This is a genomic window from Bacillus cereus group sp. N14 (assembly GCF_016483555.1).
GTDB classification, from domain to species: Bacteria; Bacillota; Bacilli; order Bacillales; family Bacillaceae_G; genus Bacillus_A; species Bacillus_A wiedmannii.
Genome location: NZ_JAEHBQ010000007.1, coordinates 112,268 through 137,148 on the forward strand (window position 1 = coordinate 112,268; position 24,881 = coordinate 137,148).

Consider the following 24,881-nt stretch of genomic DNA (forward strand, 5'->3'; position numbering starts at 1 on the left):
CGCCAAATAACCCTATATATTTATCTTATATGTATGCATTTGACTTCATTTGTAGAACAGAAAAACTAGATAGCAAAGACTATCTAGTTTTTCTCGCGAATATATTTTCGAACTTCCGAAATGAAATAAAGAGAACCTGTTATGATAAAAACATCATTTTCTCCAATCATTTCAACCTTCGTATCAATTGCCTCTTTCCAATTTTCAAAAACTAGTTTTGACTCTTTCTTTGCATACGATGCAAGCTTGTCAGCAGAAATAGCACGATCAAAGGCGAATGTTGTAAAAATAATTTCATCGGCAATGGTTTCTAATTGATCTACCATATTATGCAATTGTTTATCACCTAGGGCAGTAAATAAAACTATTACATTTTTATTTTTGTAATGTGATTCTACTGTTTTCACAAGACTTTCGATACCTTCTGGGTTATGGGCACCATCTATAATAATATCTGGATTGTTTTGCAGTTTTTCAAATCGCCCAATCCAATACGCTTCCTGTAATCCAGTTTTTATTTCTTCTTCCTCAATTAAAAATGATAAGTATGTTTTGACATACATGACTGCCATAAGTGCAAGTGCTGCGTTTCCTACTTGGTGAACACCTTTCATTGAGATTCGCACATCTTCAAAGGTGGCGAAAGGACAAGTGAAATCGAACTGTTCTCCATCTTCGCCAGACTGTTTAGGTAACGCTGTAAAATGCTTGCCCATCTCGTATAAGTTTGCATGATTTTCCTTTGCAACTTTTTGAATGACTTGCAATGCTTCCTCATCTCGTACACCAGTAATAACTGGAACACCAGACTTAATAATCCCCGCCTTTTCATATGCAATTTCTCCTAGTGTGTTCCCTAAAATATGCATATGATCGTGGCCAATATTTGTAATAATCGTAAGAACAGGATGAATAACATTCGTAGAATCAAAGCGCCCTCCAAGCCCTGTTTCAAATAAAACAACATCACAGAAATTAACTTTACCGAAATAACAAATTGCCATAACAGTAATAATTTCAAACTCAGTCGCTTCCCCTAAATCCGTCTCATCTAGTTTTTCAACGACTGGCTTTACCATCTTTACAAGTTCAGTAATCTCTTCATCTGCAATTGGTGTCCCGTTCACACTAATACGTTCGTTAAATGTTTCAATATAAGGAGAGGTAAATGTTCCTACCTTATATTTTGCATCTTCTAACATGTAGCGCATATATGTTAACGTTGAACCTTTTCCATTTGTACCAGCAAGATGAACACATTTTATGTGACGCTCTGGATTTCCGAGCTCTTCTAGCATCCATCTCATTCTTTCTAATCCTGGTTTAATACCAAACTTCAATCGGCTATGAATCCACCCTATCGCTTCTTCGTATGTATGTATCACGTATGCTTTCCCCTTTCAAAAGACAACCTTCATACTCCTATTATACGCAAAGAAAAGAGACTCACCAATATAGTGAGCCTCTAAAAAACATTTTACTTTTCAAGATCTGCTAGACGTTGGCGAACTGCTTCACGTTTTTCTAGGTAGTCTTGCTCTTTCGCACGCTCTCCGTCAATAACTGCTGCAGGAGCTTTCGCTACGAAACCTTGGTTTGAAAGTTTCTTCTGTACACGTTCTACTTCTTTGTCGAACTTCTCAAATTCTTTCTCAAGACGTGCTCTCTCTTCATCAAGATTGATAAGATCAGCTAACGGTAAGAATAACTCTGCACCTGATACGATTGCAGTCATTGCTTTTTCTGGTGCTTGTAAATCCGTTTGAATTATTAATTCGCTTGGGTTACAGAAACGCTCAATGTAAGAGCTGTTTTTTGTAAGTTGAGCAAGTACAGCCTCATCTTTTGCTTTAATTTGCATTTGAACTTTTTTGCTCATCGGCGTATTAACTTCTGCACGGATGTTACGAACAGAGCGAATGATATCAACTAGAAGGTGCATTTCTGCCGCAGCTTCTGTATCTTGTAAATCTTCGCGAACTGTTGGCCACGCTGCTACTGTAATAGATTCGCCTTCATGCGGTAAATGTTGCCAAATCTTCTCTGTTACGAATGGCATGAATGGGTGTAATAGACGCATTGTTTGGTCTAATACGTAAGCTAAAATAGAACGAGTTGTTTTCTTAGCTGCTTCATCTTCACCGTATAGTGGAAGTTTCGCCATTTCAATGTACCAGTCACAGAAATCGTCCCAAATGAAGTTGTATAATGAACGACCAGCTTCACCGAACTCATATTTATCCATGTTACGCGTTACGCTTTCGATTGTTTCGTTTAAGCGAGTTAAAATCCACTTATCCGCAACTGATTTTTCACCAGTTAAATCGATTTCTTCATACTTCATATCATCCATGTTCATTAATACGAAACGTGATGCGTTCCAAATTTTATTAATGAAGTTCCAAGTAGACTCTACTTTTTCCATACTGAAACGTAAATCTTGACCTGGTGCACTTCCTGTTGATAAGAAATAGCGCATTGCATCTGCACCGTACTTCTCGATAACATCCATTGGATCAATACCGTTACCAAGAGATTTACTCATTTTACGTCCTTGCTCATCACGAACTAAACCGTGAATTAATACATCTTTAAATGGACGCTCACCAGTAAACTCTAAACCTTGGAAAATCATACGAGATACCCAGAAGAAGATGATGTCATAACCCGTTACTAATGCATCTGTTGAATAATAACGTTTAAAGTCTGCTGAATCTTCATCCGGCCAGCCAAGTGTTGAGAACGGCCATAACGCTGAACTGAACCATGTATCAAGTACGTCGTTATCTTGATTCCAGTTTTCAATATCTGCTGGTGCATCTGTACCTACGTATACTTCACCAGTTTCTTTATGATACCAAGCTGGAATACGGTGTCCCCACCATAATTGACGAGAAATACACCAGTCGTGAACGTTTTCCATCCAGCGTAAGTATGTGTTTTCAAAACGTTCTGGTACGAACGTTACTTTCTCTTCTTCTTTTTGTTGAAGCTCTACTGCCTTCTCAGCAAGTGGAGCCATTTTTACGAACCATTGTGTTGATAAGTAAGGCTCAACAACTGCACCACTACGCTCACTATGACCTACTGAATGCATATGAGGCTCGATTTCTACTAATACGCCCGCTTCTTGTAAGTCCTTCACTAACGCTTTACGGCATTCGAAACGATCCATACCGTTATACTTACCAGCTTTTTCGTTCATTGATCCATCTTCGTTCATTACTAAGATACGTGGTAAGTCATGACGGTTACCTACTTCAAAGTCATTCGGGTCATGAGCTGGTGTAATTTTTACAACGCCTGTTCCGAAATCTTTTTCTACGTACTCATCAGCAATAATTGGAATCTCACGGCCTACGATTGGAAGTGTAACTGTTTTCCCGATTAAATGCTTGTAACGATCGTCTTCTGGATGAACTGCTACTGCTGTATCACCAAGCATCGTTTCTGGACGAGTAGTCGCAAGACGAATATGACCAGAGCCATCTGTTAACGGATAGTTCATATGGTAGAATGCACCTTGAACTTCTTTATGAATTACTTCAATATCAGAAAGAGCTGTGCGTGTTGCTGGGTCCCAGTTGATAATATATTCACCGCGGTAAATCAAGCCTTTTTCGTATAATTGAACGAATACTTTATTAACCGCATCAGATAAACCTTCGTCTAATGTGAAACGTTCACGAGAATAGTCTAGTCCTAAACCAACTTTCCCCCATTGTTGACGAATGTGAGACGCGTATTCCTCTTTCCATTCCCAAGCTTTTTCAAGGAATTTCTCACGGCCAAGATCGTAACGTGAAATACCTTCTTCACGAAGTTTCCCTTCTACTTTCGCTTGTGTTGCGATACCTGCATGGTCCATTCCTGGAAGCCATAATACATCGTAACCTTGCATACGCTTCGTACGAGTTAAAATATCTTGAAGAGTTGTATCCCAAGCATGACCTAAGTGTAACTTACCAGTTACGTTCGGAGGTGGAATTACAATTGTGTACGGTTGTTTCTTCTCATCTCCTGTTGCTTCGAAATATTTGCCTTCAAGCCACCATTGATAAAGGCCTTCTTCAACGGACATATGATCATATTTAGTTGGTAAATTCTTTTCCGTGTTTGACATTATTTTCCCTCCTTAAAATAAAAAATGCCCCTCATCCAAAAAGGACGAGGGACATCGCGGTACCACCTTTATTTACAAACAAATTCAGAAATTTGCTTATACTCTTAATTTGATAACGGACAAATCCGTCTTTTCCTAATGAGAACTATTCCGTTCAGAAAAGATGCTCCAGGGCTACCTTCTAACATAACTATCTAGAGAATCTCCCAGCTAATGATTCTCCTCTCTGAAGACGTTTCTTGTTATACTCTTCCCCTTCAAGGCATTTATATGATTGTTAATTATTATATACAATAGTGTAAAAAACGAAACCCTATTCGTCAAGATAAATTTAATACTACGGCTTTTTGGGCAAAAAAAGAAGATAAGTAGCATCCTCTACTTATCTTCTTTATCCCGCTATTTGCGGGCAGTAAGATCCCCCACTAATTAAAGTTTCACTTTATCCGTTCCCTTGCTGGGCAGCTTGTAATTGCGAAAGGAAATATTCTATATTGCTAACGAGCCAATGCGATTGTTGTAAGCTCTTTACTCCGAGAAGTTCATTTTCCTCATTGCGACTCTCTCTTCTTTTCTTATAAGACTGGATTTGCCGAATAAATTGCGATGGATACGTCATATACGCAAACATGAGTAGTTGCTCTTCTTTCGTAAAAGGGAAATTTTTTTGGTACATTTGATACCATTCAAACCGATCACTTCGCGCAATTGGATACGTGTTTAAAGACCGAGAATAAAAACCAACTATATCTTGCACTGGTGTTGCAAACTTCGATTTTTCTAAACTAATAAAATAGCCATTCCGTTCATAATCAAATAAGAAATGATTAAGCGATACGTTACCATGCACAAAAGTAATACGTGTTTTTTCTTTTTCCTTCATCGCATCGTTCCACTCAGTTAATTGCTTCGTTGCAAACTCACGAGCCCTCATTACATGATGATAGTACGTACAATATTGCAATTCAAACGGAGACATATACCACTTCGCTTCAGATTCTATGAGAAACTCTTCTAACATCTCACCATCATTCTCCCAGCGATCGGATATATTTGTATAATGTTTTTCTAAATCTTCTTCTGTATACGTTTCTTCTTTCATCGTTTTTTGATGTAACGTCCCGAGAGTTTGAAACATTTTATGGTATTGATCATTATCCTCGCCGTTGCCTTCCGCACGTTCTAACCAAGGCATTAAATAATAATTATACTTCCCGTCACTTAAAATATAACTTCCATCCGTCGCATGGTATATAGGTACATAATTTGAAAAACCGTTCTCCTTCAAATATTGAATATGGTGCAAAAAGTTATTCCGCTCTAACTTCCCGTCTTCTATTTTCTTGAGCGCATACGGACCTTGATTCGTGTAAATTTTCGTTACACTTCCGTGCTCTTCCATATGCTGTGTATCCAATCTGTATTGCCTTACAATGGGTTCATAGCGATTTCGTAATTCAATATCCATACGAATAACCCTTTCTATTCAAAACATAGCCTTTAGGAAAATAAGCGAGTGAAAACACTCACTTATTTCGCTTTTGCCCTTGAAACAGGAATATAAATAATTTGTCCCGCAGTTAAATATATATCTTCTGTTTGATTGACACGATATAAGTTTTGTACAGACGTTTCATAACGGTCTGCAACAGATTCGATTGTATCCCCTTCTTGCACGAAATACATTCTTAATTTTGTAAATTCTTCTTCCGGTTCTTTCGTAAATATTTTCGTTAAATAAAGTGCGTTTTCATCTCGCTGTGAATACGTTTCTTCTTCTTGCTCTTCTTGTTTTTTCGCTTTTTCTTTCTTGAAATCTTTTCGTCCGAACAATTCAAATTGTGGCGTTGATTCTTTCTCCTCTTCACGCTCTACAAATTCATGTTCTTCTATTTCCTCTTCCTCTACTTCCTGCTCTTTTCTTTCCTCTAGTTGGAACGGTTCAAATGCGTAATCTTCCCACTCATCTGATTCCTTATAGACTGGTTCTTCTACGTGCGGCGCAGGTCTATTTTCATCCTCTTGTGCTGAATCAGCCTCTAACTCAGCATACGCTGTTTCTTCCTCTTCATCCTCGATTCTTTCTTCATCACATAAACCAGTGATAGATATATCCGCTAATAATTGTAAGCAACCATTTTCCTTTAATTCATAATCAAATTCCTCAATAGATACATATAGTTCTTCAATTACTTTCACACGGTTTCTCGGAATTGATATTTCAAGCGGAAAGGAATGAACAAGTTCATTAACCCCATCTTCCCTTGTTTCTACATAATCAATTGACTTCGCTGGCGATAGATCTCTTAATGAATAAGCCGAATCATCTTGCCGCGCAACATACTCTCCCGTTAAATCTAATTGCCCTCTCACGATAACTTCATGATCAAGCTCTTCTATCTCAACGTCTGGATCTAACGAAATTGACAAAAGTTCTTCGACTTCCTGTCCTTTTTGGAACCAAACAGATTCTTTTAATGAAAAACGTAATGAATGATCTGTTGCCACTTCTTTTCCCCCTCCCAAACTATATGTCATTACAGATTTATGTATGGAAAGCTGACTTTATGAATAAAAAAAATCACTCCCCTTATGGAGAGCGATTTTCTTTCAACAATTAAGCTTTTAATTTTGACATTGCAATTTCAGCCGCTGCAATCGTCGCTTCAATATCTGCATCACTATGTGCTGTCGATAAGAATAGACCTTCGAATTGAGATGGTGGCAAGAATACACCTTGTTCTACCATTTCACGATAGTAAGCCGCAAAGAATTCTAAGTTTGAAGATTTTGCTGCATCGTAATTAACAACTTGTTCATCTGTAAAGAAGATACCAATCATAGAACCCGCACGGTTAATATGATGCGGAATGCCATGTTTTTCAGCCGCTTTACGTAATCCAGCTTCTAACATTTCAGCTTTACGCTCAAATTCTACATACGATTCTGGCGTTAACTGTACTAACGTTTCATAACCTGCTGCCATTGCAAGTGGGTTACCTGATAAAGTACCTGCTTGGTAAATCGGTCCGCTCGGTGCAACTTGGCGCATAATTTCTGCTTTACCACCGTATGCTCCTACTGGTAAGCCACCACCGATTACTTTACCTAAACAAGTTAAATCAGGTGTTACACCGTAATAACCTTGTCCGCAATTATAAGCAACTCGGAATCCTGTCATGACTTCATCAAAAATAAGCAATGCACCATTTTGCTCTGTTACTTCACGAAGACCTTCTAAAAATCCTGGTTGCGGAGGAACAACACCCATATTTCCTGCTACTGGTTCTACAATTATACAAGCAATATCATCACCAAATTGTTCGAAAGCGTATTTCACACTATCTAAATCGTTATACGCTACGGTAATCGTATTTTTCGCTACACCTTCTGGTACACCAGGGCTATCTGGTAAACCTAGCGTCGCCACACCAGAACCCGCTTTAATTAATAACGAATCACCATGACCGTGGTAACAACCGATGAATTTCAAAATTTTGTTACGGCCTGTATAACCACGAGCTAAACGTAGCGCACTCATTGTCGCTTCTGTTCCAGAGTTAACCATACGTACAATCTCAATTGATGGTACGCGCTCAATAACAAGTTTCGCTAATTTATTCTCAATTTCCGTTGGGGCACCGAAGCTTGTTCCTCTTTCAGCAACAGACTTTAAAGCTTCAACAACACGATCGTTCGCATGACCATGAATTAAAGGACCCCATGATAATACGTAATCGATGTATTCATTTCCATCGATATCATATACTTTAGAACCTTTTCCGCGCTCCATAAACAACGGATTCATACCGACAGACTTAAAAGCACGAACGGGGCTATTTACGCCACCAGGCATTAAATCTTGTGCCTCTTCAAACGCCGCAATCGACTTATCAAACTTTTTCATTATTTAGCGCCTCCTTCTTGTAACCATCTTGCTGCATCTTTTGCATGATACGTAATAATTAAATCTGCTCCTGCACGTTTCATGCTAATTAATTTTTCAAGTACAACTTCTTTTTCATTAATCCAACCATTTTGCGCTGCTGCTTTAATCATCGAATATTCACCACTTACGTTATATGCAACGACTGGTAAATTAAAGTTATTTTTCACATCACGAACGATATCTAAGTAAGAAAGAGCTGGCTTTACAATTAAGAAATCTGCCCCTTCCATTACATCTGATTCTGCTTCACGGAATGCTTCCATACGGTTCGCTGGATCCATTTGATATGTTTTACGATCACCAAATTGCGGGGCACCGTGCGCCGCATCACGGAATGGTCCGTAAAATGCTGATGAATATTTCACAGCGTACGACATTACTGGTACGTGTCCAAAACCATTTTCATCTAATGCATGGCGAATTGCTGTTACGAATCCGTCCATCATGTTTGATGGCGCAATAATGTCCGCTCCTGCTTTCGCTTGGCTTACAGCTGTTTTCGCAAGAACTGCAAGAGACTCGTCATTTAAAATAATACCATCTTCAATTACACCGCAATGACCATGGCTTGTGAATTGACATAAACATGTATCTGCAACTACTACTAGCTCAGGGAATTCACCTTTAATTTGCTTAATTGCACGTTGCACAATTCCATGATCACAATATGCTGATGATCCAACTTCATCTTTTTCAGCAGGTAAACCAAATACAATAACAGAACGAATACCTAAATCAACAACCTCTTGCATTTCAGCTTGCAATAAATCTAAAGACATTTGATATACGCCTGGCATAGAAGGCACTTCATTACGAACATTTTCTCCTTCTAATACAAAAATAGGGTAAATAAAATCTTCCGTATGTAAAAACGTTTCACGCACAAGCGCACGCATATTACCGCTTTGTCTTAAGCGACGATGACGATTAAATTGTAAAGAGTTCATAGATTTCTATCCCCATTCTTTTATTTTATAGATTCACAAATGCATTGTAGTAATGCTTCTACAGTGTACTCTTTCGGCATAATAACATGTGGAAAATAAAGGATCGCCTCTTTTTCCGTAATAGGCCCTATACAAGCAATTGTACAGTTTTTTGTCCATTCTCTCCAGTTTGTACCCTCAAGTAAACGAACAAAACTAGTAACAGTTGAAGGGCTTGTAAATGTAATAATGTCTACTTTCCCTACTTCTAACGCTACTATAAGCTCTTGCCTTTTCTCTACATTCTCTTTCGTACCATATACGATTAGCTCATCTAGAGAAACACCAATTTCGCGAAGTGCAACTGGAATTACATCTCTTGCTAAATTCCCTTTCGGAAATAAAATGCACTCGTTTCCACTTAGTCTTTTTACAAACTCTTCTGCAAATACTTCTGCAACAAATGAAGTTGGAACGAAGTCCACTTGATAGCCCCGCTTTTCTAACTCTAACCTTGTTTTCACGCCTACTGCAGCAATTTTAGTCTTTGCGGGTAGCTTCTTTCTCAAGCTATCTAGAAAAAAAGCTACCCCATTTTTACTCGTAAAAATAACCCAGTCATACGAATGCAGCTGCCCTGCTATATGTTGAATTTGCCTATGAGACATACCTTCCATACGCAAAAGCGGAATTTCCAATGGAATTCCGCTCTTTTCTTTCACCGCTACACTCATTTGTTTCGCTTGATGCTGGGCACGTGTAATTAATACCGTTTTGCCAGCGAGAGCGTTCATATTTATTGTTGCCCCTTATTTGCAGCAAGAATGAGTTCTTTGGCGCCTTGTTTAATTAAACGGTCCGCAGCCTCTAATCCTACTTCCTCTGGATTAGTTCCTACTACTGTCTCTTTCAATAAAATAGAACCGTCCATAGAACCGACAAGAGCTGTTAATTCGATTGCATCATTTTCTGTAAGAGTTGCATATCCAGCGATTGGAACTTGGCAGCCACCTTCAAGTTTATGAAGAAATACTCGTTCTGCCGCCACTGTTCTTTCTGTTACTGCATCATTCATATGCGCTAACAACTGTAGTAAATCCTTATCATCCTCACGACATTCAATCGCTAATGCACCTTGTCCTACAGCAGGTACACATAACGTCTCATCTAAATGTTCTGTAATAACTTCATTATCCCAGCCCATTCTTTGTAATCCAGCTGTTGCTAAAATGATTGCATCGTAATCTTCTTCTTGTAATTTACGTAAACGTGTATCGATATTTCCTCGAATCCACTTCACTTGTAAATCTGGTCTCGCAGCTAATAATTGTGCACTGCGTCTTAAACTACTCGTACCTAAAATAGCGCCTTCTGCTAACTCTTTAAACGATGCTCCGCTTTTTGAGATAAAAGCATCACGAGGGTCAACACGCTTCGGTGTACAACCAATCATTAATCCTTCTGGAAGTACGGCCGGCATATCTTTCATACTATGTACAGCCATATCAATTTCTTTCGTCAGTAACGCATGTTCAATCTCTTTAACAAACAAGCCTTTTCCGCCTACTTTTGAAAGAGTAACATCTAAAATAACATCACCTTTTGTGACGATTTCTTTCACTTCAAATTCATATGGTAAACCTAGTGCTTTTAACTGATTAATAAACCAGTTTGTTTGCGTTAATGCTAATTTACTCTTTCGTGACCCTACAATAATTTTGCGCATAATTCTCTCTCCTCATTATAAATACCAAAAGTGGAAGTTGGATAAACTGCTTAATAGAAAAATATTGATTAGCATTACGAGAAATGCTCCGATGTTCCACTGCACGATTTTCTTCCCTTGCAACACATCTGCCACTCGTAAATATAGGCCAGCACAATATACAAATAGAACGACAAAAGACCCGATCACTTTCGTATCATACCAATGGAAATTGTCCAATTTCGTATATCCCCATATGCATCCTAATAAAATAGCTAGTAAGAAAAATGGAACAGAAAATAAATTTAATCCGTAAGACATCGATTCTAACTTCGGCAAATTCCCTAACCTTCTTAATCTCGCATTCCATTTTTTCTTTTTTAATAGGCGATATTGCAATAAATACATAATAGAAAAAATGAACGATACAGTGAAAGTTGCATAAGAAATAATAGCCATACCGACATGTACATATACAAGTTCTGAAACTAATTGCTCTGCCAGTACCGGCGACATCTTTCCGAGCGGTGTAAAAATAGAAAAAGCGCTTACGCCAAATGCGACAACATTTGTAAAAAAGACTAAAAAGTCAATTCTCATAAACCGATTAATGACTAACGACATCGTAATCAATAGCCAAACATAAAAATAAATCCCTGATAATAAAGTTAATATAGGGTTCGTTTCTGAATCTGTAGCCCTGAGTAACATAAAGATAGACTGCAGAACCCATACAATTGAAAGTAACCAAAAAGCAAATCGGTTCGCCTTTCGGTTACTTTGGAAATAATCTATAAAATATAAACTAATGCTACAAGCATATAAAATAATTGCAATATGATAAATAATACTGTTATTTAAAAAACTCATCCGATCATCCTTCCAAATTATAAAGATGGAACGGATGGTGTCCACGCTCTTTTATGTTCTACTTCTTCCGCACAACTCTCTACATCTTCCATTTCTAAGTCAAAAATCTTTGCAAATAACGCTAATTTTTCGTCTGCTCCCTCTTCAGCAGCTATTTCTTTAGCTACTAAAATTGGGTCTTTCAATAATTGATTAATAATACTTTTCGTATGCTTACTAATTACTTTTCTCTCACGATCACTAAGATTCGGTATTTTTCGTTCCAAGCTTTCCATCGTTTCACTTTGGATAGCAAGTGCCTTATCACGAAGAGCTGCTATTAACGGAACAACACCAAGTGTACTTAACCACGTTTTAAATAAAACAATTTCCTCTTCAATCATAAATTGAATTTTCTCTGCTTCTTTCAAACGCTCAGCACGATTTGCTTCCACTACTCCTTGCAAATCATCAATGTCATATAAGAAAGAACCTTCTAGTTCATCAATCGCTGGATCAATATCACGTGGCACTGCAATATCCACCATAAATAACGGACGACCAGAGCGCATTTTCTCTACCTTTGTCATCATCTCTTTCGTAATGACATATTCAGATGCACCAGTTGAACTAATTAAAATATCTGCTTCTAATAATGCACATTGCAATTCACTTAAAGGCTTTGCATGTCCCATATATTTCTCAGCCATTACTTCCGCTTTCGTAAACGTCCTATTCATGACTGTTACTTTTCGAGCACCACTTCCATATAAGTTTTGCAGTGCCAGTTCACCCATCTTACCAGCACCAAGAATAAGCACATGACAATCTGTTAACTCACCAAATATTTTCTTTCCAAGCTCAACAGCAGCATAGCTAACAGACATCGCACTTTCGCCAATCGTCGTTTCTGAGTGCGCACGTTTCGCTAACGTAACCACCTGCTTAAACAACTCATTAAAAATTGTGCCTGTCGCTTTTACTTGTTGCGCTTCTAAAAAGCTATCTTTTATTTGGCCTAAAATCTGTGTTTCTCCAACTACCATAGAATCTAAACCGCACGTCACGCGGAATAAATGATCTATTGCACCGTCTTGTTCAAAAATAGTTAAATATGGTGCGACTTCTTCTATTTCAAGCTGAAACCAATCAGCTAAAAACTTCTTAATATAATACCGTCCCGTGTGTAATTGATCGACAACAGCGTAAATCTCAGTGCGATTACAAGTTGATACAATGACATTCTCTAACACGCTCTTTTGATTTTGTAATGTAGCCATTGCTTGCTCTAGCTCTGCTGCCTGAAATGTGAGTTTCTCACGAAATTCTACAGGGGCTGTTCGATAATTTACACTAACAACAAGAATATGCACGCAGCATGTCCCCCTTCACCCGTTTTATCACTTTATCTACTATCATAATACAACTTTCCTCTTATGAATCTGACAATCGTGTGAACAACCGATTATTTTTTATTTATTCTCCGTATGTAATAAAGGAGATTCAGTAAAACTAATAAAGACTTCCTACTTTATAATGATTATAAATTAATAACTCTATTTGTACGTTACCAAAAAAAGCCCTCATAATCAAGTGATGGAAACTATTCCATATGAATTATAACATCATCTTTCCTATCTTCTTTCATCATGAAGGAAAATATGTATGATTGTTCCAAATTGTAGCACAAACTTTCTCAATACAATGTATTTGACATTGTATTTCTTTTTCGTTATATTGGTTTTACAAAATTAAATTGTGCACAACTTAATTAGAAAGGAGTTATGTATGACAGAGAATTCTTTACATCTAGATAACCAACTTTGTTTTTCTATTTACGCCTGTTCTAAAGAAGTTACCCGCTTTTATCGACCATATTTAGAAGAGATGGGTATTACGTATCCCCAGTACATTACTTTACTCGTACTATGGGAGCAAGATGGACTAACAGTAAAAGAAATTGGAGAACGTCTATTTTTAGATTCCGGTACGTTAACACCTATGTTAAAACGAATGGAATCATTAACACTTGTAAAACGCGTTCGTTCCAAAGAAGATGAGCGCAAAGTTTGTATTAAATTAACAGAACAAGGTAAAGATTTAAAAGAAAAGGCTTGTTCATTGCCGACAACAATGGCAACAAATTTAGGAATTACAGAACAAGAATATCGTTCTTTATTAATTCAATTAAATAAACTAATTGAAACAATGAAAACAATTAATGATAGAAAAGGGGAATAAACATGGATAAATTATATACTGCTTCAGTAACTGCTACAGGTGGAAGAAACGGAAAAGTAATTTCAGATGATGGCATATTAAATCTTGCTGTAAAAATGCCGAAAGCACTAGGTGGTGCAGGCGGAGAGGCAACGAATCCAGAACAACTATTTGCTGCTGGTTATGCCGCTTGTTTTGATAGTGCATTACAGCTTGTCATTCGTACAAAACGTGTGAAAGTAGAAAGTACAGAAGTAACTGCTCACGTTTCTATCGGAAAAGATACAGATGGTGGTTTCGGCCTATCTGCTGTACTTGATGTACATGTTGCTGGCGTCTCTCATGACGAAGCACAAGAACTTGTAGAAGCCGCTCACGGTGTATGTCCTTATTCGAAAGCAACAAGAGGTAATATTGAGGTTATATTACACGTACGATAAAAAAATTTAGTAAATAAAAAAAACGCGCGACATTCGTCACGCGTTTTTTGTTTTTGTCATTCTATGAATTGCCTTCCACGCTTCTTCTTTTCCAAGTCCTGTTTCAGAAGAGAATAGAACGATTTCATCGCCAATTTCAACAGCAAGCGTTTCTTTTACAACTTTTAAATGCTTTTGCCATTTCCCTTTCGGAATTTTATCAGCTTTCGTCGCAATAATAATTGTTGGGATTTCATAATGCTTTAAGAAATCATACATCATCACGTCATCATTTGTTGGTTGGTGACGTAAATCAACTACTAATACAGCTGCGTCTAATTGCTCACGTGTTGTAAAGTAAGTCTCAATCATCTTGCCCCATGCTGCGCGCTCTGTTTTAGATACTTTCGCATATCCATAACCTGGAACGTCAACAAAATGCATCATCTCATTGATTAAGAAAAAGTTCAACGTTTGCGTTTTCCCTGGTTTAGAAGAAATACGTACTAACTTTTTACGATTTAAAATTTTATTAATAAAGGAAGACTTCCCGACATTTGAACGACCTGCTAATGCAATTTCTGGTAAATCACTGTCTGGATATTGTTCTGGTTTAACAGCACTAATTACAATATCTGCTTTTGTTACTTTCATTGTTTCACTCCTACTAATGCGTGCTCCAATACTTCATCTAAATGAGATGCAAGCACAAACGTAAGGTTTTCTTTTACGCTTTCTGGAATATCATCTAAATCTTTCTCGTTTTCTGCTGGCAAAATAATTTTTGTTAAGCCTGCGCGGTGAGCACTTAATGTTTTTTCTTTTAAACCACCAATTGGTAATACACGACCACGAAGTGTAATTTCACCTGTCATCCCCACTTCTTTACTTACAGGAATACCTGTTAGTGCAGAAATAAGTGCCGTTGCCATCGTAATACCTGCTGACGGTCCATCTTTTGGAACTGCTCCTTCTGGAACATGAATATGAATATCATTTTTCTCATGGAAATTCGGATCAATCTGAAGCTCTTCTGCACGAGAACGAATATAGCTAAACGCTGCTTGTGCGGATTCTTTCATAACATCCCCAAGTTTACCCGTTAAAATTAATTTCCCTTTACCTGGCGCTACAGACACTTCAATCGCAAGTGTATCACCGCCCGCTGCTGTATACGCTAACCCTGTTGCCATACCAACTTGGTCTGTTTTTTCGGCTTGCCCATAACGGAATATGTGCTTACCAAGTAAATCAACAATGTTTTTCTCTGTTACTACAATACGCTTGCGTTCTGCTGTAACGATAATTTTTGCTGCTTTACGACAAACTTTTGCGATTTGACGCTCTAGTGTACGAACACCAGCCTCACGTGTATAATAACGAATAATTTCAAGAAGTGCTTCATCACGTACTTGTAAATTACCTTTTCGTAAGCCATGCTCTTTTAATTGTTTCGGCAATAAATGTTCACGGGCAATGTGAACTTTTTCAAGTTCTGTATAGCCAGCAATCGAAATAATTTCCATACGGTCAAGCAACGGACCTGGAACACTTGAAAGTGTATTCGCAGTTGCTACAAACATAACTTTCGATAGATCATACGGTTCTTCAATGTAATGATCACTGAAGTTATGGTTTTGTTCTGGGTCTAACACTTCAAGTAATGCCGCTGATGGATCTCCACGGAAGTCGTTAGACATTTTATCAATCTCGTCTAATAAAAAGACTGGATTAACTGTTTTCGCCTTTTTCATACCTTGAATAATGCGTCCTGGCATCGCTCCAACGTACGTACGACGGTGACCACGGATTTCCGATTCATCGCGTACACCACCAAGGGATACACGGACAAAATTACGATTTAATGATGTTGCAATCGAACGCGCTAACGAAGTTTTCCCGACCCCAGGAGGTCCTACTAAGCAAAGGATAGGTCCTTTTAATGAATTCGTTAACTTCTGTACAGCTAAATATTCGAGTACGCGCTCTTTCACTTTCTCAAGACCGTAATGATCTTTGTTCAAAATCTCTTCAGAATGAGCAAGATCAATCATATCTTCTGTCGCTTCTGTCCATGGAAGTGCTAATAACCAATCCATATAATTACGAATAACACCGCTCTCCGCAGAACTTGCTGGTAACTTTTCATAACGGTCTAATTCTTTCAGTGCAGCCTTCATTGTTTCTTCAGGCATTCCTGATTGTTCAATTTTCTCACGAAGTTCTTCAACTTCCCCGCCCTTACCTTCTTTATCACCAAGTTCAGTTTGAATCGCCTTCATTTGCTCACGTAAGAAATATTCTTTTTGCGTGCGCTCCATTGAACGTTTCACTTTTTGTCCAATTTTCTTTTCTAAACTAAGTAACTCTTGTTCATCTTGAATAATTGAAATAAGTGTATGTAATCGTTCCTTCACAGATACAATCTCTAAGATTTCTTGTTTCTGCTTCGTTTTAATCGGCAAGTGAGAAGCAATTAAATCAGCTAATCTTCCTGGCTCTTCCACATCAGCTACCGTTGCAAATGTTTCATTTGAAACTTTTTTCGAAACTTTAATATATTGTTCGAAATGCTCCAGTAATGTACGCATAAGAGCTTTCTCTTCTAGATCATCTTCCACTTCTTCAGTTACCGTTTTGATAGAAACCTGCACTACATTCTCTTCTTCGATAAACTCTACTACTTCAGCTCTATGTAAACCCTCTACAAGGACACGAAGCGTACCGTTCGGCAATTTTAACATTTGCTTCACTTTCGCCACTGTACCTACACTATATATGTCATCTTCTTTCGGATCATCGATATTCATTTCTTTTTGCATCGCTAAAAAGATGATATTTTCATCCATTGCCGCCTGCTCTAGTGCTTGTATCGATTTATCACGTCCTACATCAAGATGCAGAACCATCGTTGGATATACGAGAACGCCTCTTAATGGTAGGAGGGGTACGATTCTTTCATTCGTATTCATACTAGACATAGCACCTCCATAATAAATTAAACTCCTGTTCAACTATTTTATATTACAATACATCTAGATGCAATTGCAGAGATTTTCCACAATTGTAAATCCCTCGTTTTTTCTCCCTTTTAAAAAGGAAAAAAGACTCCGCTTAAGCATACAAACTTAAACGAAGTCTGGCAAATTTTATTATCGTTCATTCTCACATTGATTGTGCATCTGTTTCGTCTACAGTAGTATGTATATCAAGGTCTCGATGCATATTTTCCTGCATAAATGTTAGCTCAAATACTTCTTTTAACTTACGAACAGGAATGATTTCAATTCCTTTTATTGTATACAAAAACGGTTGCATGTTTTCAGCAGGAATGATGACTTTCTTAGCACCTGCTTTTTTCGCGGCTTTTATTTTTGCGTACACACCACCAATAGGTTTCACTTCCCCGTGTATACTTATCTCACCGGTCATCGCTACTTCATTACTCACATACGTACGATGCACTGCTGAATATACACCTGTTGCCATAGCAATACCTGCCGAAGGCCCATCAATTGGGATACCACCTGGAAAATTAATATGTATATCGTAACCTTCTGGCAACACATCTAGAGAACGAAGTACTGTTAATACATTATCTACAGAACCTTTCGCCATACTTTTACGGCGAATGGATTTCGTTTGACTACCAATACTTTCCTCTTCCACAATCCCGGTAACATTTACCGATCCTTTATCTTTCGCCTTGATTGCTGTTACTTCAATTTCTAATAACGCGCCTGTATTTGGTCCGTATACAGCAAGTCCATTTACAAGACCGATTCTCGGAATAGGATAAATACGTTTTTCATATTTCGGTGTAAGTTGACTAGAGTGAACAACCCACTCTATATCTTCATCTTTAATGAAAGAACGTTCTTCATTTATTGCCATACCAGCAGAAATTTGTACAAGGTTAATCGCTTCTCGTCCATTTCTTGCATACATCCCGATCATTTCAACACCATTTTTACCTATTTGCATTTCCACTTTATCAGCTGCATTCTTCGCTACTTTTTGAATCTCTTCTGTATCTAACTCACGGAAAAACACTTCTAAACAGCGTGACCGAATAGCAGGAGAAATCTCCTCTGGCGAACGTGTCGTCGCCCCAACTAAGCGAAAATCGGCTGGCAAACCTTTTTGAAAAATATCATGTATATACGTTGGAATCATCGAATTTTCTTCACTATAGTACGCACTTTCCAAAAATACTTTCCGATCTTCTAACACCTTTAACATTTTGTTCATTTGAATTGGATGTAATTCACCAATCTCATCAATGAACAAAATACCACCATGCGCATCTGTTACAGCCCCTTTTTTCGGCTGTGGGATACCCGCTTGCCCCATTGCACCTGCCCCTTGATAAATCGGATCATGGACTGAACCAATTAATGGGTCTGCAATACCACGTTCATCAAATCTTGCTGTCGTCGCATCAAGTTCGATAAATGTTGCATTCGTACGAAATGGAGATTTCGGATTGCGTTTCGCTTCTTCCAATACGAGACGTGCTGCCGCTGTCTTCCCGACACCTGGCGGACCATATATAATTACATGTTGCGGATTCGGACCACAAAGAGCCGCTTTTAACGACTTAATCCCGTCCTCTTGCCCTACAATATCTAAAAAGGATGTAGGACGTACCTTCTCCGCAAGCGGCTCTGTTAAAGAAATCTCACGCATTTTACGAAGCTGTTCTAATTCTTTTTTCGATTCTCGATCAATTGAAACTTTTTGTGTTCGCTGATTTCGAAGTAAATGCCAAAAATACAATCCGACAATTACACCAAAAACAAGTTGAACAAGTAAAAATATATTTGTCCAGCTCATAATTTATTTCCTCCCGCAATGTTTTATCATTTAGTATTTCCGCGGAGGAACATAGCTAAACATAAAGAAAAACAGCAATTATAAAAATTGCTGTTTCTTCTTCGCACTATGCAGATGTTTTTGTATCAAGTACAGTACCGTCTTGTAACACCAATTTCGGCGGTTCATTATCAGCTACTGTTTCTTTCGTCAGAATACACTTCTCGATATCTTTGCGAGATGGAAGTTCGAACATTACATCAAGCATTAAGCCTTCAATAATAGAACGAAGTCCACGAGCACCTGTTTTACGTTCAATTGCTTTTTTCGCAATCTCAACTAGTGCACCTTCTTCAAACTCTAACTCAACATCGTCAAGCTCCAATAATTTTTGGAATTGCTTAACAAGTGCATTTTTCGGTTTCGTTAAAATATCTACAAGAGCATCTTCATCAAGCGGCTCTAGGTTCGCAATAACTGGAAGACGACCGATAAACTCCGGAATTAAACCGAATCTTAAAAGATCCTCTGGTAAAACGTGAGATAAAACATGCTTCTCATTTACATCAGCATTTTTCTTCTCAGCACCAAATCCAATTACTTTCTCACCAAGGCGACGTTTAATAATTGGCTCAATGCCATCAAACGCTCCACCACAAATGAATAGGATGTTCGTTGTATCAATTTGAATGAACTCTTGATGCGGATGCTTACGACCACCTTGAGGTGGAACGCTCGCTACAGTACCTTCTAAAATTTTCAGAAGTGCCTGCTGTACACCTTCACCAGATACATCACGTGTAATTGATGGATTTTCGGACTTACGTGCCACTTTATCAATCTCATCAATATAAATGATTCCTTTTTCCGCTTTCTCTACATCATAATCAGCTGCTTGGATTAATTTTAGTAAGATGTTTTCTACATCTTCCCCTACATATCCAGCTTCTGTTAAAGATGTTGCGTCCGCGATTGCAAATGGAACATTTAAAATACGCGCTAATGTTTGTGCCAATAATGTTTTACCACTACCAGTTGGCCCAATAAGTGAAATATTACTCTTCGCTAATTCTACATCATCAATTTTACTGTTAGAATTAATGCGTTTGTAATGGTTATATACCGCTACCGCTAGTGCTTTTTTCGCGTTATCTTGTCCGATGACATACTCATCTAAGATTTCACGAATTTCTACCGGTTTCGGTACATCTTTGAATTCTACTTCTTCGTCCTTCGCAAGCTCCTCTTGTACAATTTCAGTACAAAGTTCGATACACTCGTCACAAATGTAAACACCTGGACCTGCAACTAACTTTCGAACTTGCGTTTGTGTTTTACCACAGAAAGAACATTTTAATTGACCTTTTTCATCATTAAATTTAAACATATTTTCACACCCCTTACAAAGTGCTAACCTCTTGCCTTCGTATGTACACGATAAATGTATCGTATGTAAATACATATTATGTCACTACGTGGCGAGAAATACAAATAATATGACTAGTTATGTACAAATAAAAAAATTTTAAAACTTTTGAAATATGTATATTCGACTTGTAAAGGAAGTTTTCCTTCTTCATCGAAAAGTTTTATAAATATATTTCTATATTTATAAAACAAGGCACGATTAAAATCGCGCCTTGTTATTTTATTATGCAGCGTTGTCTACTAAGAAGTCTACAGCTTTACGCACTTTAAGGTCTTCAGATAAAGCGTCTACGCTTCCAAGAGCTTGCTTGATAGCGTCTACTGGCATACCGTACATTTCAGCCATTTTTTCAACTTCTGCAGTTACTTCTTCTTCAGTAACTTCGATGTTTTCAGCTTCAATGATAGCTTCAAGAACAAGATTGATTCTTACGCGTTTTTGAGCGTCTTCTTTCATTTGCTCTTTTAACTTGTCAGCGTCAGTACCTGTGAATTGGTAGTAAAGCTCAAGGTTCATACCTTGTTGGCTTAAACGTTGCTCGAATTCACGAACCATACGATCTAACTCAGTGTCGATCATAGCTTCTGGAATCTCGATTTCAGCGTTAGCAGCAGCTAATTCTACTACTTCGTCACGCACTTTGTGCTCAGCTTCGTGCTTTTTGCCTTCTTCTAAGTTTGTACGAAGTTTTGTTTTTAATTCATCAAGAGTTGCAACTTCTTCGTCAGCTTCTTTAGCGAACTCGTCGTTTAACTCAGGAAGTTCTTTTGTTTTGATTTCGTGAATTGTTACTTTGAATGTAGCTGGTTTACCAGCTAATTCAGCAGCGTGGTACTCTTCTGGGAATGATACTTCAACTTCTTTAGAATCACCAGATTTAAGACCAATTACTTGCTCTTCGAAACCAGGGATGAAAGTACCAGAACCGATTGCAAGAGAATAGTTTTCGCCTTTTCCACCTTCAAATGCTTCGCCATCAACGAAACCTTCGAAGTCGATTACAGCTGTATCACCGTTTTCAACAGTTCCTTCTTCTTTAACAACTAGTTCAGCTTGACGCTCTTGTAAAGATTTTAATTCGTTCTCTACATCTTCGTCAGTTACAGTTGTTTCAACTTTTTCTACTGCTAAACCTTTGTACTCACCTAATTTAACTTCAGGCTTCACTGTAACTTTTGCAGTGAAGATAAGGTTAGCATTTTTTTCGAACTTCTCGATGTTGATTTCAGGATGATCAACTGGGAAGATACCAGCTTCATCGATCGCTTCACCGTATGCTTTTGGTAAGATGATATCTAAAGCATCTTGGTATAAAGATTCGATACCAAAGCGTTGTTCGAATAACGGACGAGGCATTTTCCCTTTACGGAAACCTGGTACGTTAATTGTTTGTACTACTTTTTTGAACGCAGCGTCGATAGAGTTGTTTACTTCTTTAGCATCAACTTCGATTGTTAAAACGCCTACGTTACCTTCTAATTTTTCCCATTTTGCAGCCATTTATTCTTTCCCTCCAACTATAATAATGTATGCACATACCTCTATAGATTAAAATCTTCATTATCTCTTTTTTGAAATAACAAAAGTACAAATAATCCTCTAGCAAAAGCTTTCAGATATAATGTTCCAATCTACTAATTGTCTAAAAGACAACTACGGTATATTTTGTTCGAGAATAATATGAAACATATTAAGTAAGAGAATTACACTTCTCTTCTCTTACAAACAGGCAGATTTCTGCCTTTTGCAACCCTTACATTATAACATAGAATATGCTCGTTTCAAGAACCGAACGATTCTTTTTCATAATTATACGGGCAAATATCCTTCTCTTTCAACACGTAATAACCATTGATAGGCAATATGAAACTCTTCTAATTCAATATTATACGCTGTCATAAGCTCTTCTTCATCAATAGTCAATCCGAAACGCTTTCTTCCAATTCTCTCTAAAACAGCAGCCCAAATCTCCACTTTATCCATTAATAGAGCGAATGGGAAAACGCTAATTCGCAATTCTTTCCAATATGTAACCATAGCATCAAATATATCGGGATAATTTTGCTCTAATCGGCTTGATAATGTATGTATAATGTTATCGGATTGCTCCTCATTATGACCTGTAAATGCTGGAATCACCTTGATCGTATTCCCAAACTTTTCTACCTCTATCTCTTCTTCTATTTGATTTTCTATCATTTTATATAAAATAGAAGTTTTCAAATAAGGGTGCTGTTTTTCGTCTATTAAAAATTTCTTTAAAATAGGTAATGCAAGATCCAAGTCTTTTAACGAAAGTTGCTGAATCGCTCTTAGCTTTTGTCCAAAGTTTTCTCCAAACATTTCATTAGTAAACTCATCCAATTCAAAATTCGAATCGACTAGTGACGTATCTACTTCACTTAACATACCTTCTGCAAATAAAGCGAGCTGTGCTAATTTTTCCTTTTGCTCAGGCATTACATCTTTCGTTTGCAAAACCTTTTCAACGATTTCAATGACACCTTCATAATCATTTGTTTGAACTAAAATCGTCACATATGTTTCAAGAATATCACCAAATAATACAGCTCCTGTTTCAAGTAACTGTTCACATTTGTCTTTCGCTTCTTCCATATGTTTTAATTCTAACAAACAAATAACAGAAGCGAGTTCCGTTTGTTCCGTTTCTGCATTATACTGACGTAATATTTCAAAGCAGCGCAATGCATCTTCGAATTTCCGCTCTTTCAGTGCTAAAAAACCTTCATCAATATATCGCTCTGATAGTTGTGGAAACAATACGACCGTATTTTCTTTTTTATCCATACGTCCGCCTCTTTTTCTAGATTTTAATTATCTTTAAAGTAAATATATCAAATGAGTAATAAGAACACAACATCCCAAAACCATTTGTTTGAAATATAGAAATATTTAATTTTTATATTTCAATATAAACAAATCCTTACTAAAAATTAAAAATGTACAAATAAAAATCCTCAGCAATTAAAGCAGAGGATTCATCATTAATGGAAAGCTTTTATAATAGTGGGGTATATAACAAGGGTAATAATTTGGAGAACAATAATTGCCATAACAATCATGCTAAAATAGAAGATTGGTTTACTTCGCTTCATTAAAAACATAATAATAAGCATCGTACAAGCAAACAAACTTAAGAAGAACAAACTCGTTGTCGAACTAAGTATACCACTCGGGACAAAGAACAATAACACTACACTACAAGTACCTATAATTCCAAATAACCATTCCATTCATTCACTCATTCCCTTTCCCTCTCATGGCAGTTTTTTTACTAAGCGATTAAATGTTTTACAACATCAACTACATATGTTAATTTCTCATACGCTACAAATCCAAAAGCAACTGTTAAACCCGTTACGATTAATCCTTTCATCATTTCTTCCTCCTCGTTTTATCGTTGTTACCTTCATTATAGAGGATTAGCAATTTGTTACCATCGAACTTCCTTACAGTTACCTTACAGAATTGTAAGATTTCAAAATGGATAGAAAAAAACCTCATATTACTTGAGAGGTTTTCATGGAATTTCTCTATAATTACTTGCAAAATTAACTTTTTTCTCTTGATTATTTTTCGGAGAATCCACTCTTAAACTAATAGATTTACTAAATAACTTAGGGTTGAAATAATTATTCGTTACTTTTCTTAACTTACCTTCAAATGTTTTTAATTATATGAAAACACTTTATTGAAATCGTGTTAATATATTTTTATACAATTAAGAATTTAATTTACAAGGGGGATTCTATATGTTTAAGAAAATGGCTGCAGATGTATTAGGACTAAGCGATGTAGGTTCTGTCATCACACCGAAAGATTATGATAAAGTTGATGCTGATGATTACGTGATGCATGAAGATGGGGAGAAAATTTATTTTCTAATTAAATCAAAATCAGATGAATATTGTTTCACAAACAAAGGATTAATCCACCTAGATGGTACAAGTGCAACAAGTAAAAAACGTACACTACGCCGCTTTAGCTATAGTAAATATCAAATTAAAAATGTAGCACTTGAAACTGCGGGAACAATTGATTTAGATGTAGAAATTAAGTTTCAAATGGGAGATGAGCATTATTCAATTGATGTTCATAAAAAACATATTGAAGAATTAAAAGATTTATATAAGGCTTTACTTAAAATAGAAGAAATTTCATACGACAATGATATTACATTGCAGTATGCACATAAAAGTCTAGATATGGCATCTAACGCTTTCAGCCGTATTTCAAACGCACAAGTAAATTTAGCAGAACAATTTAAAGAAATGAACGAGATCGCCTTTAACTGGCTCGTTGATACGAAGAAACAATATAACGTGAAAGATTATGGTTTTGTATTTGAGAAGTTTATTAATAACTAAACAAGAAACCCTTGTTATCAAAAGATAACAAGGGTTTCTTAGCATCCCAGGAGAGATT

The 24,881-nt window shown here is 37.1% G+C and carries 20 protein-coding genes and 1 other annotated feature; of the genes, 3 read left to right on the forward strand and 17 right to left on the reverse strand.

Annotated elements, in window-relative coordinates; all coding sequences use genetic code 11:
• Positions 1 to 83: 83 nt before the first annotated feature.
• The 10 genes from JDS82_RS12795 to hemA all read right to left on the reverse strand — a co-directional run bounded on the left by JDS82_RS12795 (position 84) and on the right by hemA (position 12,925).
• On the reverse strand, positions 84 to 1,385 hold the full coding sequence (locus tag JDS82_RS12795) for a bifunctional folylpolyglutamate synthase/dihydrofolate synthase (protein WP_087985326.1): 1,302 nt from the start codon (positions 1,383 to 1,385) through the stop codon (positions 84 to 86).
• Positions 1,386 to 1,477: 92 nt separating this feature from the next.
• Positions 1,478 to 4,123, reverse strand: a complete 2,646-nt coding sequence (locus JDS82_RS12800; RefSeq protein WP_199713419.1) for a valine--tRNA ligase — start codon at positions 4,121 to 4,123, stop codon at positions 1,478 to 1,480.
• 37 nt (positions 4,124 to 4,160) lie between these two features.
• Positions 4,161 to 4,393, reverse strand: a binding site (T-box leader).
• Positions 4,394 to 4,565: 172 nt separating this feature from the next.
• Positions 4,566 to 5,591: a spore coat protein YsxE gene (ysxE, locus tag JDS82_RS12805; protein ID WP_199713420.1), complete on the reverse strand. Its 1,026-nt coding sequence runs from the start codon at positions 5,589 to 5,591 to the stop codon at positions 4,566 to 4,568.
• A gap of 62 nt (positions 5,592 to 5,653) precedes the next feature.
• Positions 5,654 to 6,631, reverse strand: coding sequence for a stage VI sporulation protein D (gene spoVID, locus JDS82_RS12810; protein WP_000179735.1), 978 nt, complete (start codon positions 6,629 to 6,631; stop codon positions 5,654 to 5,656).
• A 109-nt stretch (positions 6,632 to 6,740) separates the two neighbouring features.
• Entirely contained in the window at positions 6,741 to 8,030 is a 1,290-nt protein-coding gene (gene hemL / locus JDS82_RS12815) for a glutamate-1-semialdehyde 2,1-aminomutase (RefSeq protein ID WP_000712935.1), read from the reverse strand.
• Positions 8,030 to 9,019 (reverse strand): porphobilinogen synthase, encoded by a 990-nt coding sequence (gene hemB / locus JDS82_RS12820; protein WP_001087076.1) that lies wholly within the window; start codon positions 9,017 to 9,019, stop codon positions 8,030 to 8,032. Before hemB ends, hemL begins: the two co-directional genes overlap by 1 nt.
• A gap of 20 nt (positions 9,020 to 9,039) precedes the next feature.
• Positions 9,040 to 9,792, reverse strand: a complete 753-nt coding sequence (hemD, locus tag JDS82_RS12825; protein ID WP_000992333.1) for a uroporphyrinogen-III synthase — start codon at positions 9,790 to 9,792, stop codon at positions 9,040 to 9,042.
• A 2-nt stretch (positions 9,793 to 9,794) separates the two neighbouring features.
• A complete protein-coding gene (hemC, locus tag JDS82_RS12830) occupies positions 9,795 to 10,724 on the reverse strand; it encodes a hydroxymethylbilane synthase (protein ID WP_199713421.1) in 930 nt (309 codons plus the stop codon).
• A 15-nt stretch (positions 10,725 to 10,739) separates the two neighbouring features.
• The gene (locus tag JDS82_RS12835; RefSeq protein ID WP_000008998.1) at positions 10,740 to 11,573 is read right to left on the reverse strand and encodes a cytochrome c biogenesis protein; all 834 of its coding nucleotides are present in this window, start codon (positions 11,571 to 11,573) and stop codon (positions 10,740 to 10,742) included.
• Between the two features lie 17 nt (positions 11,574 to 11,590).
• Positions 11,591 to 12,925 (reverse strand): glutamyl-tRNA reductase, encoded by a 1,335-nt coding sequence (hemA, locus tag JDS82_RS12840; protein ID WP_075312516.1) that lies wholly within the window; start codon positions 12,923 to 12,925, stop codon positions 11,591 to 11,593.
• A gap of 415 nt (positions 12,926 to 13,340) precedes the next feature.
• On the opposite strand from hemA, the gene JDS82_RS12845 reads away from it, so the two are divergent.
• Both JDS82_RS12845 and JDS82_RS12850 read left to right on the forward strand, forming a co-directional pair.
• Entirely contained in the window at positions 13,341 to 13,793 is a 453-nt protein-coding gene (locus JDS82_RS12845; RefSeq protein ID WP_000138545.1) for a MarR family winged helix-turn-helix transcriptional regulator, read from the forward strand.
• Between the two features lie 2 nt (positions 13,794 to 13,795).
• On the forward strand, positions 13,796 to 14,212 hold the full coding sequence (locus JDS82_RS12850; RefSeq protein ID WP_199713422.1) for an organic hydroperoxide resistance protein: 417 nt from the start codon (positions 13,796 to 13,798) through the stop codon (positions 14,210 to 14,212).
• A 36-nt stretch (positions 14,213 to 14,248) separates the two neighbouring features.
• Here JDS82_RS12850 and ysxC read toward each other — a convergent pair whose 3' ends face one another.
• From ysxC to JDS82_RS12885, 7 genes are all read right to left on the reverse strand, one after another.
• Positions 14,249 to 14,845, reverse strand: coding sequence for a ribosome biogenesis GTP-binding protein YsxC (ysxC, locus tag JDS82_RS12855; RefSeq protein WP_000869124.1), 597 nt, complete (start codon positions 14,843 to 14,845; stop codon positions 14,249 to 14,251).
• Positions 14,842 to 17,172, reverse strand: coding sequence for an endopeptidase La (gene lon / locus JDS82_RS12860; RefSeq protein WP_000097312.1), 2,331 nt, complete (start codon positions 17,170 to 17,172; stop codon positions 14,842 to 14,844). The genes ysxC and lon overlap by 4 nt, the downstream gene beginning before the upstream one ends.
• Before the next feature lie 184 nt (positions 17,173 to 17,356).
• Positions 17,357 to 19,027, reverse strand: coding sequence for an ATP-dependent protease LonB (gene lonB / locus JDS82_RS12865; RefSeq protein WP_199713423.1), 1,671 nt, complete (start codon positions 19,025 to 19,027; stop codon positions 17,357 to 17,359).
• A 106-nt stretch (positions 19,028 to 19,133) separates the two neighbouring features.
• On the reverse strand, positions 19,134 to 20,393 hold the full coding sequence (gene clpX / locus JDS82_RS12870; RefSeq protein WP_000472285.1) for an ATP-dependent protease ATP-binding subunit ClpX: 1,260 nt from the start codon (positions 20,391 to 20,393) through the stop codon (positions 19,134 to 19,136).
• A 264-nt stretch (positions 20,394 to 20,657) separates the two neighbouring features.
• Positions 20,658 to 21,935 (reverse strand): trigger factor, encoded by a 1,278-nt coding sequence (tig, locus tag JDS82_RS12875; protein WP_000729261.1) that lies wholly within the window; start codon positions 21,933 to 21,935, stop codon positions 20,658 to 20,660.
• A 309-nt stretch (positions 21,936 to 22,244) separates the two neighbouring features.
• Positions 22,245 to 23,243: a hypothetical protein gene (locus tag JDS82_RS12880; RefSeq protein ID WP_000358261.1), complete on the reverse strand. Its 999-nt coding sequence runs from the start codon at positions 23,241 to 23,243 to the stop codon at positions 22,245 to 22,247.
• Positions 23,244 to 23,440: 197 nt separating this feature from the next.
• Entirely contained in the window at positions 23,441 to 23,689 is a 249-nt protein-coding gene (locus JDS82_RS12885; RefSeq protein WP_001983650.1) for a hypothetical protein, read from the reverse strand.
• A gap of 519 nt (positions 23,690 to 24,208) precedes the next feature.
• Here JDS82_RS12885 and JDS82_RS12890 point away from each other — a divergent pair.
• Entirely contained in the window at positions 24,209 to 24,823 is a 615-nt protein-coding gene (locus tag JDS82_RS12890; RefSeq protein WP_000473869.1) for a PH domain-containing protein, read from the forward strand.
• Positions 24,824 to 24,881 lie beyond the last annotated feature (58 nt).

Bases quoted from the DNA above. Each gene is read 5' to 3' on its own strand.
- JDS82_RS12800 (WP_199713419.1), bottom strand. From the start codon at position 4,123: ATGTCAAACACGGAAAAGAATTTACCAACTAAATATGATCATATGTCC.
- ysxE (WP_199713420.1), bottom strand. From the start codon at position 5,591: ATGGATATTGAATTACGAAATCGCTATGAACCCATTGTAAGGCAATAC.
- hemL (WP_000712935.1), bottom strand. From the start codon at position 8,030: ATGAAAAAGTTTGATAAGTCGATTGCGGCGTTTGAAGAGGCACAAGAT.
- hemB (WP_001087076.1), bottom strand. From the start codon at position 9,019: ATGAACTCTTTACAATTTAATCGTCATCGTCGCTTAAGACAAAGCGGT.
- hemD (WP_000992333.1), bottom strand. From the start codon at position 9,792: ATGAACGCTCTCGCTGGCAAAACGGTATTAATTACACGTGCCCAGCAT.
- hemC (WP_199713421.1), bottom strand. From the start codon at position 10,724: ATGCGCAAAATTATTGTAGGGTCACGAAAGAGTAAATTAGCATTAACG.
- JDS82_RS12835 (WP_000008998.1), bottom strand. From the start codon at position 11,573: ATGAGTTTTTTAAATAACAGTATTATTTATCATATTGCAATTATTTTA.
- JDS82_RS12845 (WP_000138545.1), top strand. From the start codon at position 13,341: ATGACAGAGAATTCTTTACATCTAGATAACCAACTTTGTTTTTCTATT.
- JDS82_RS12850 (WP_199713422.1), top strand. From the start codon at position 13,796: ATGGATAAATTATATACTGCTTCAGTAACTGCTACAGGTGGAAGAAAC.
- ysxC (WP_000869124.1), bottom strand. From the start codon at position 14,845: ATGAAAGTAACAAAAGCAGATATTGTAATTAGTGCTGTTAAACCAGAA.
- lon (WP_000097312.1), bottom strand. From the start codon at position 17,172: ATGTCTAGTATGAATACGAATGAAAGAATCGTACCCCTCCTACCATTA.
- lonB (WP_199713423.1), bottom strand. From the start codon at position 19,027: ATGAGCTGGACAAATATATTTTTACTTGTTCAACTTGTTTTTGGTGTA.
- clpX (WP_000472285.1), bottom strand. From the start codon at position 20,393: ATGTTTAAATTTAATGATGAAAAAGGTCAATTAAAATGTTCTTTCTGT.
- tig (WP_000729261.1), bottom strand. From the start codon at position 21,935: ATGGCTGCAAAATGGGAAAAATTAGAAGGTAACGTAGGCGTTTTAACA.
- JDS82_RS12880 (WP_000358261.1), bottom strand. From the start codon at position 23,243: ATGGATAAAAAAGAAAATACGGTCGTATTGTTTCCACAACTATCAGAG.
- JDS82_RS12885 (WP_001983650.1), bottom strand. From the start codon at position 23,689: ATGGAATGGTTATTTGGAATTATAGGTACTTGTAGTGTAGTGTTATTG.
- JDS82_RS12890 (WP_000473869.1), top strand. From the start codon at position 24,209: ATGTTTAAGAAAATGGCTGCAGATGTATTAGGACTAAGCGATGTAGGT.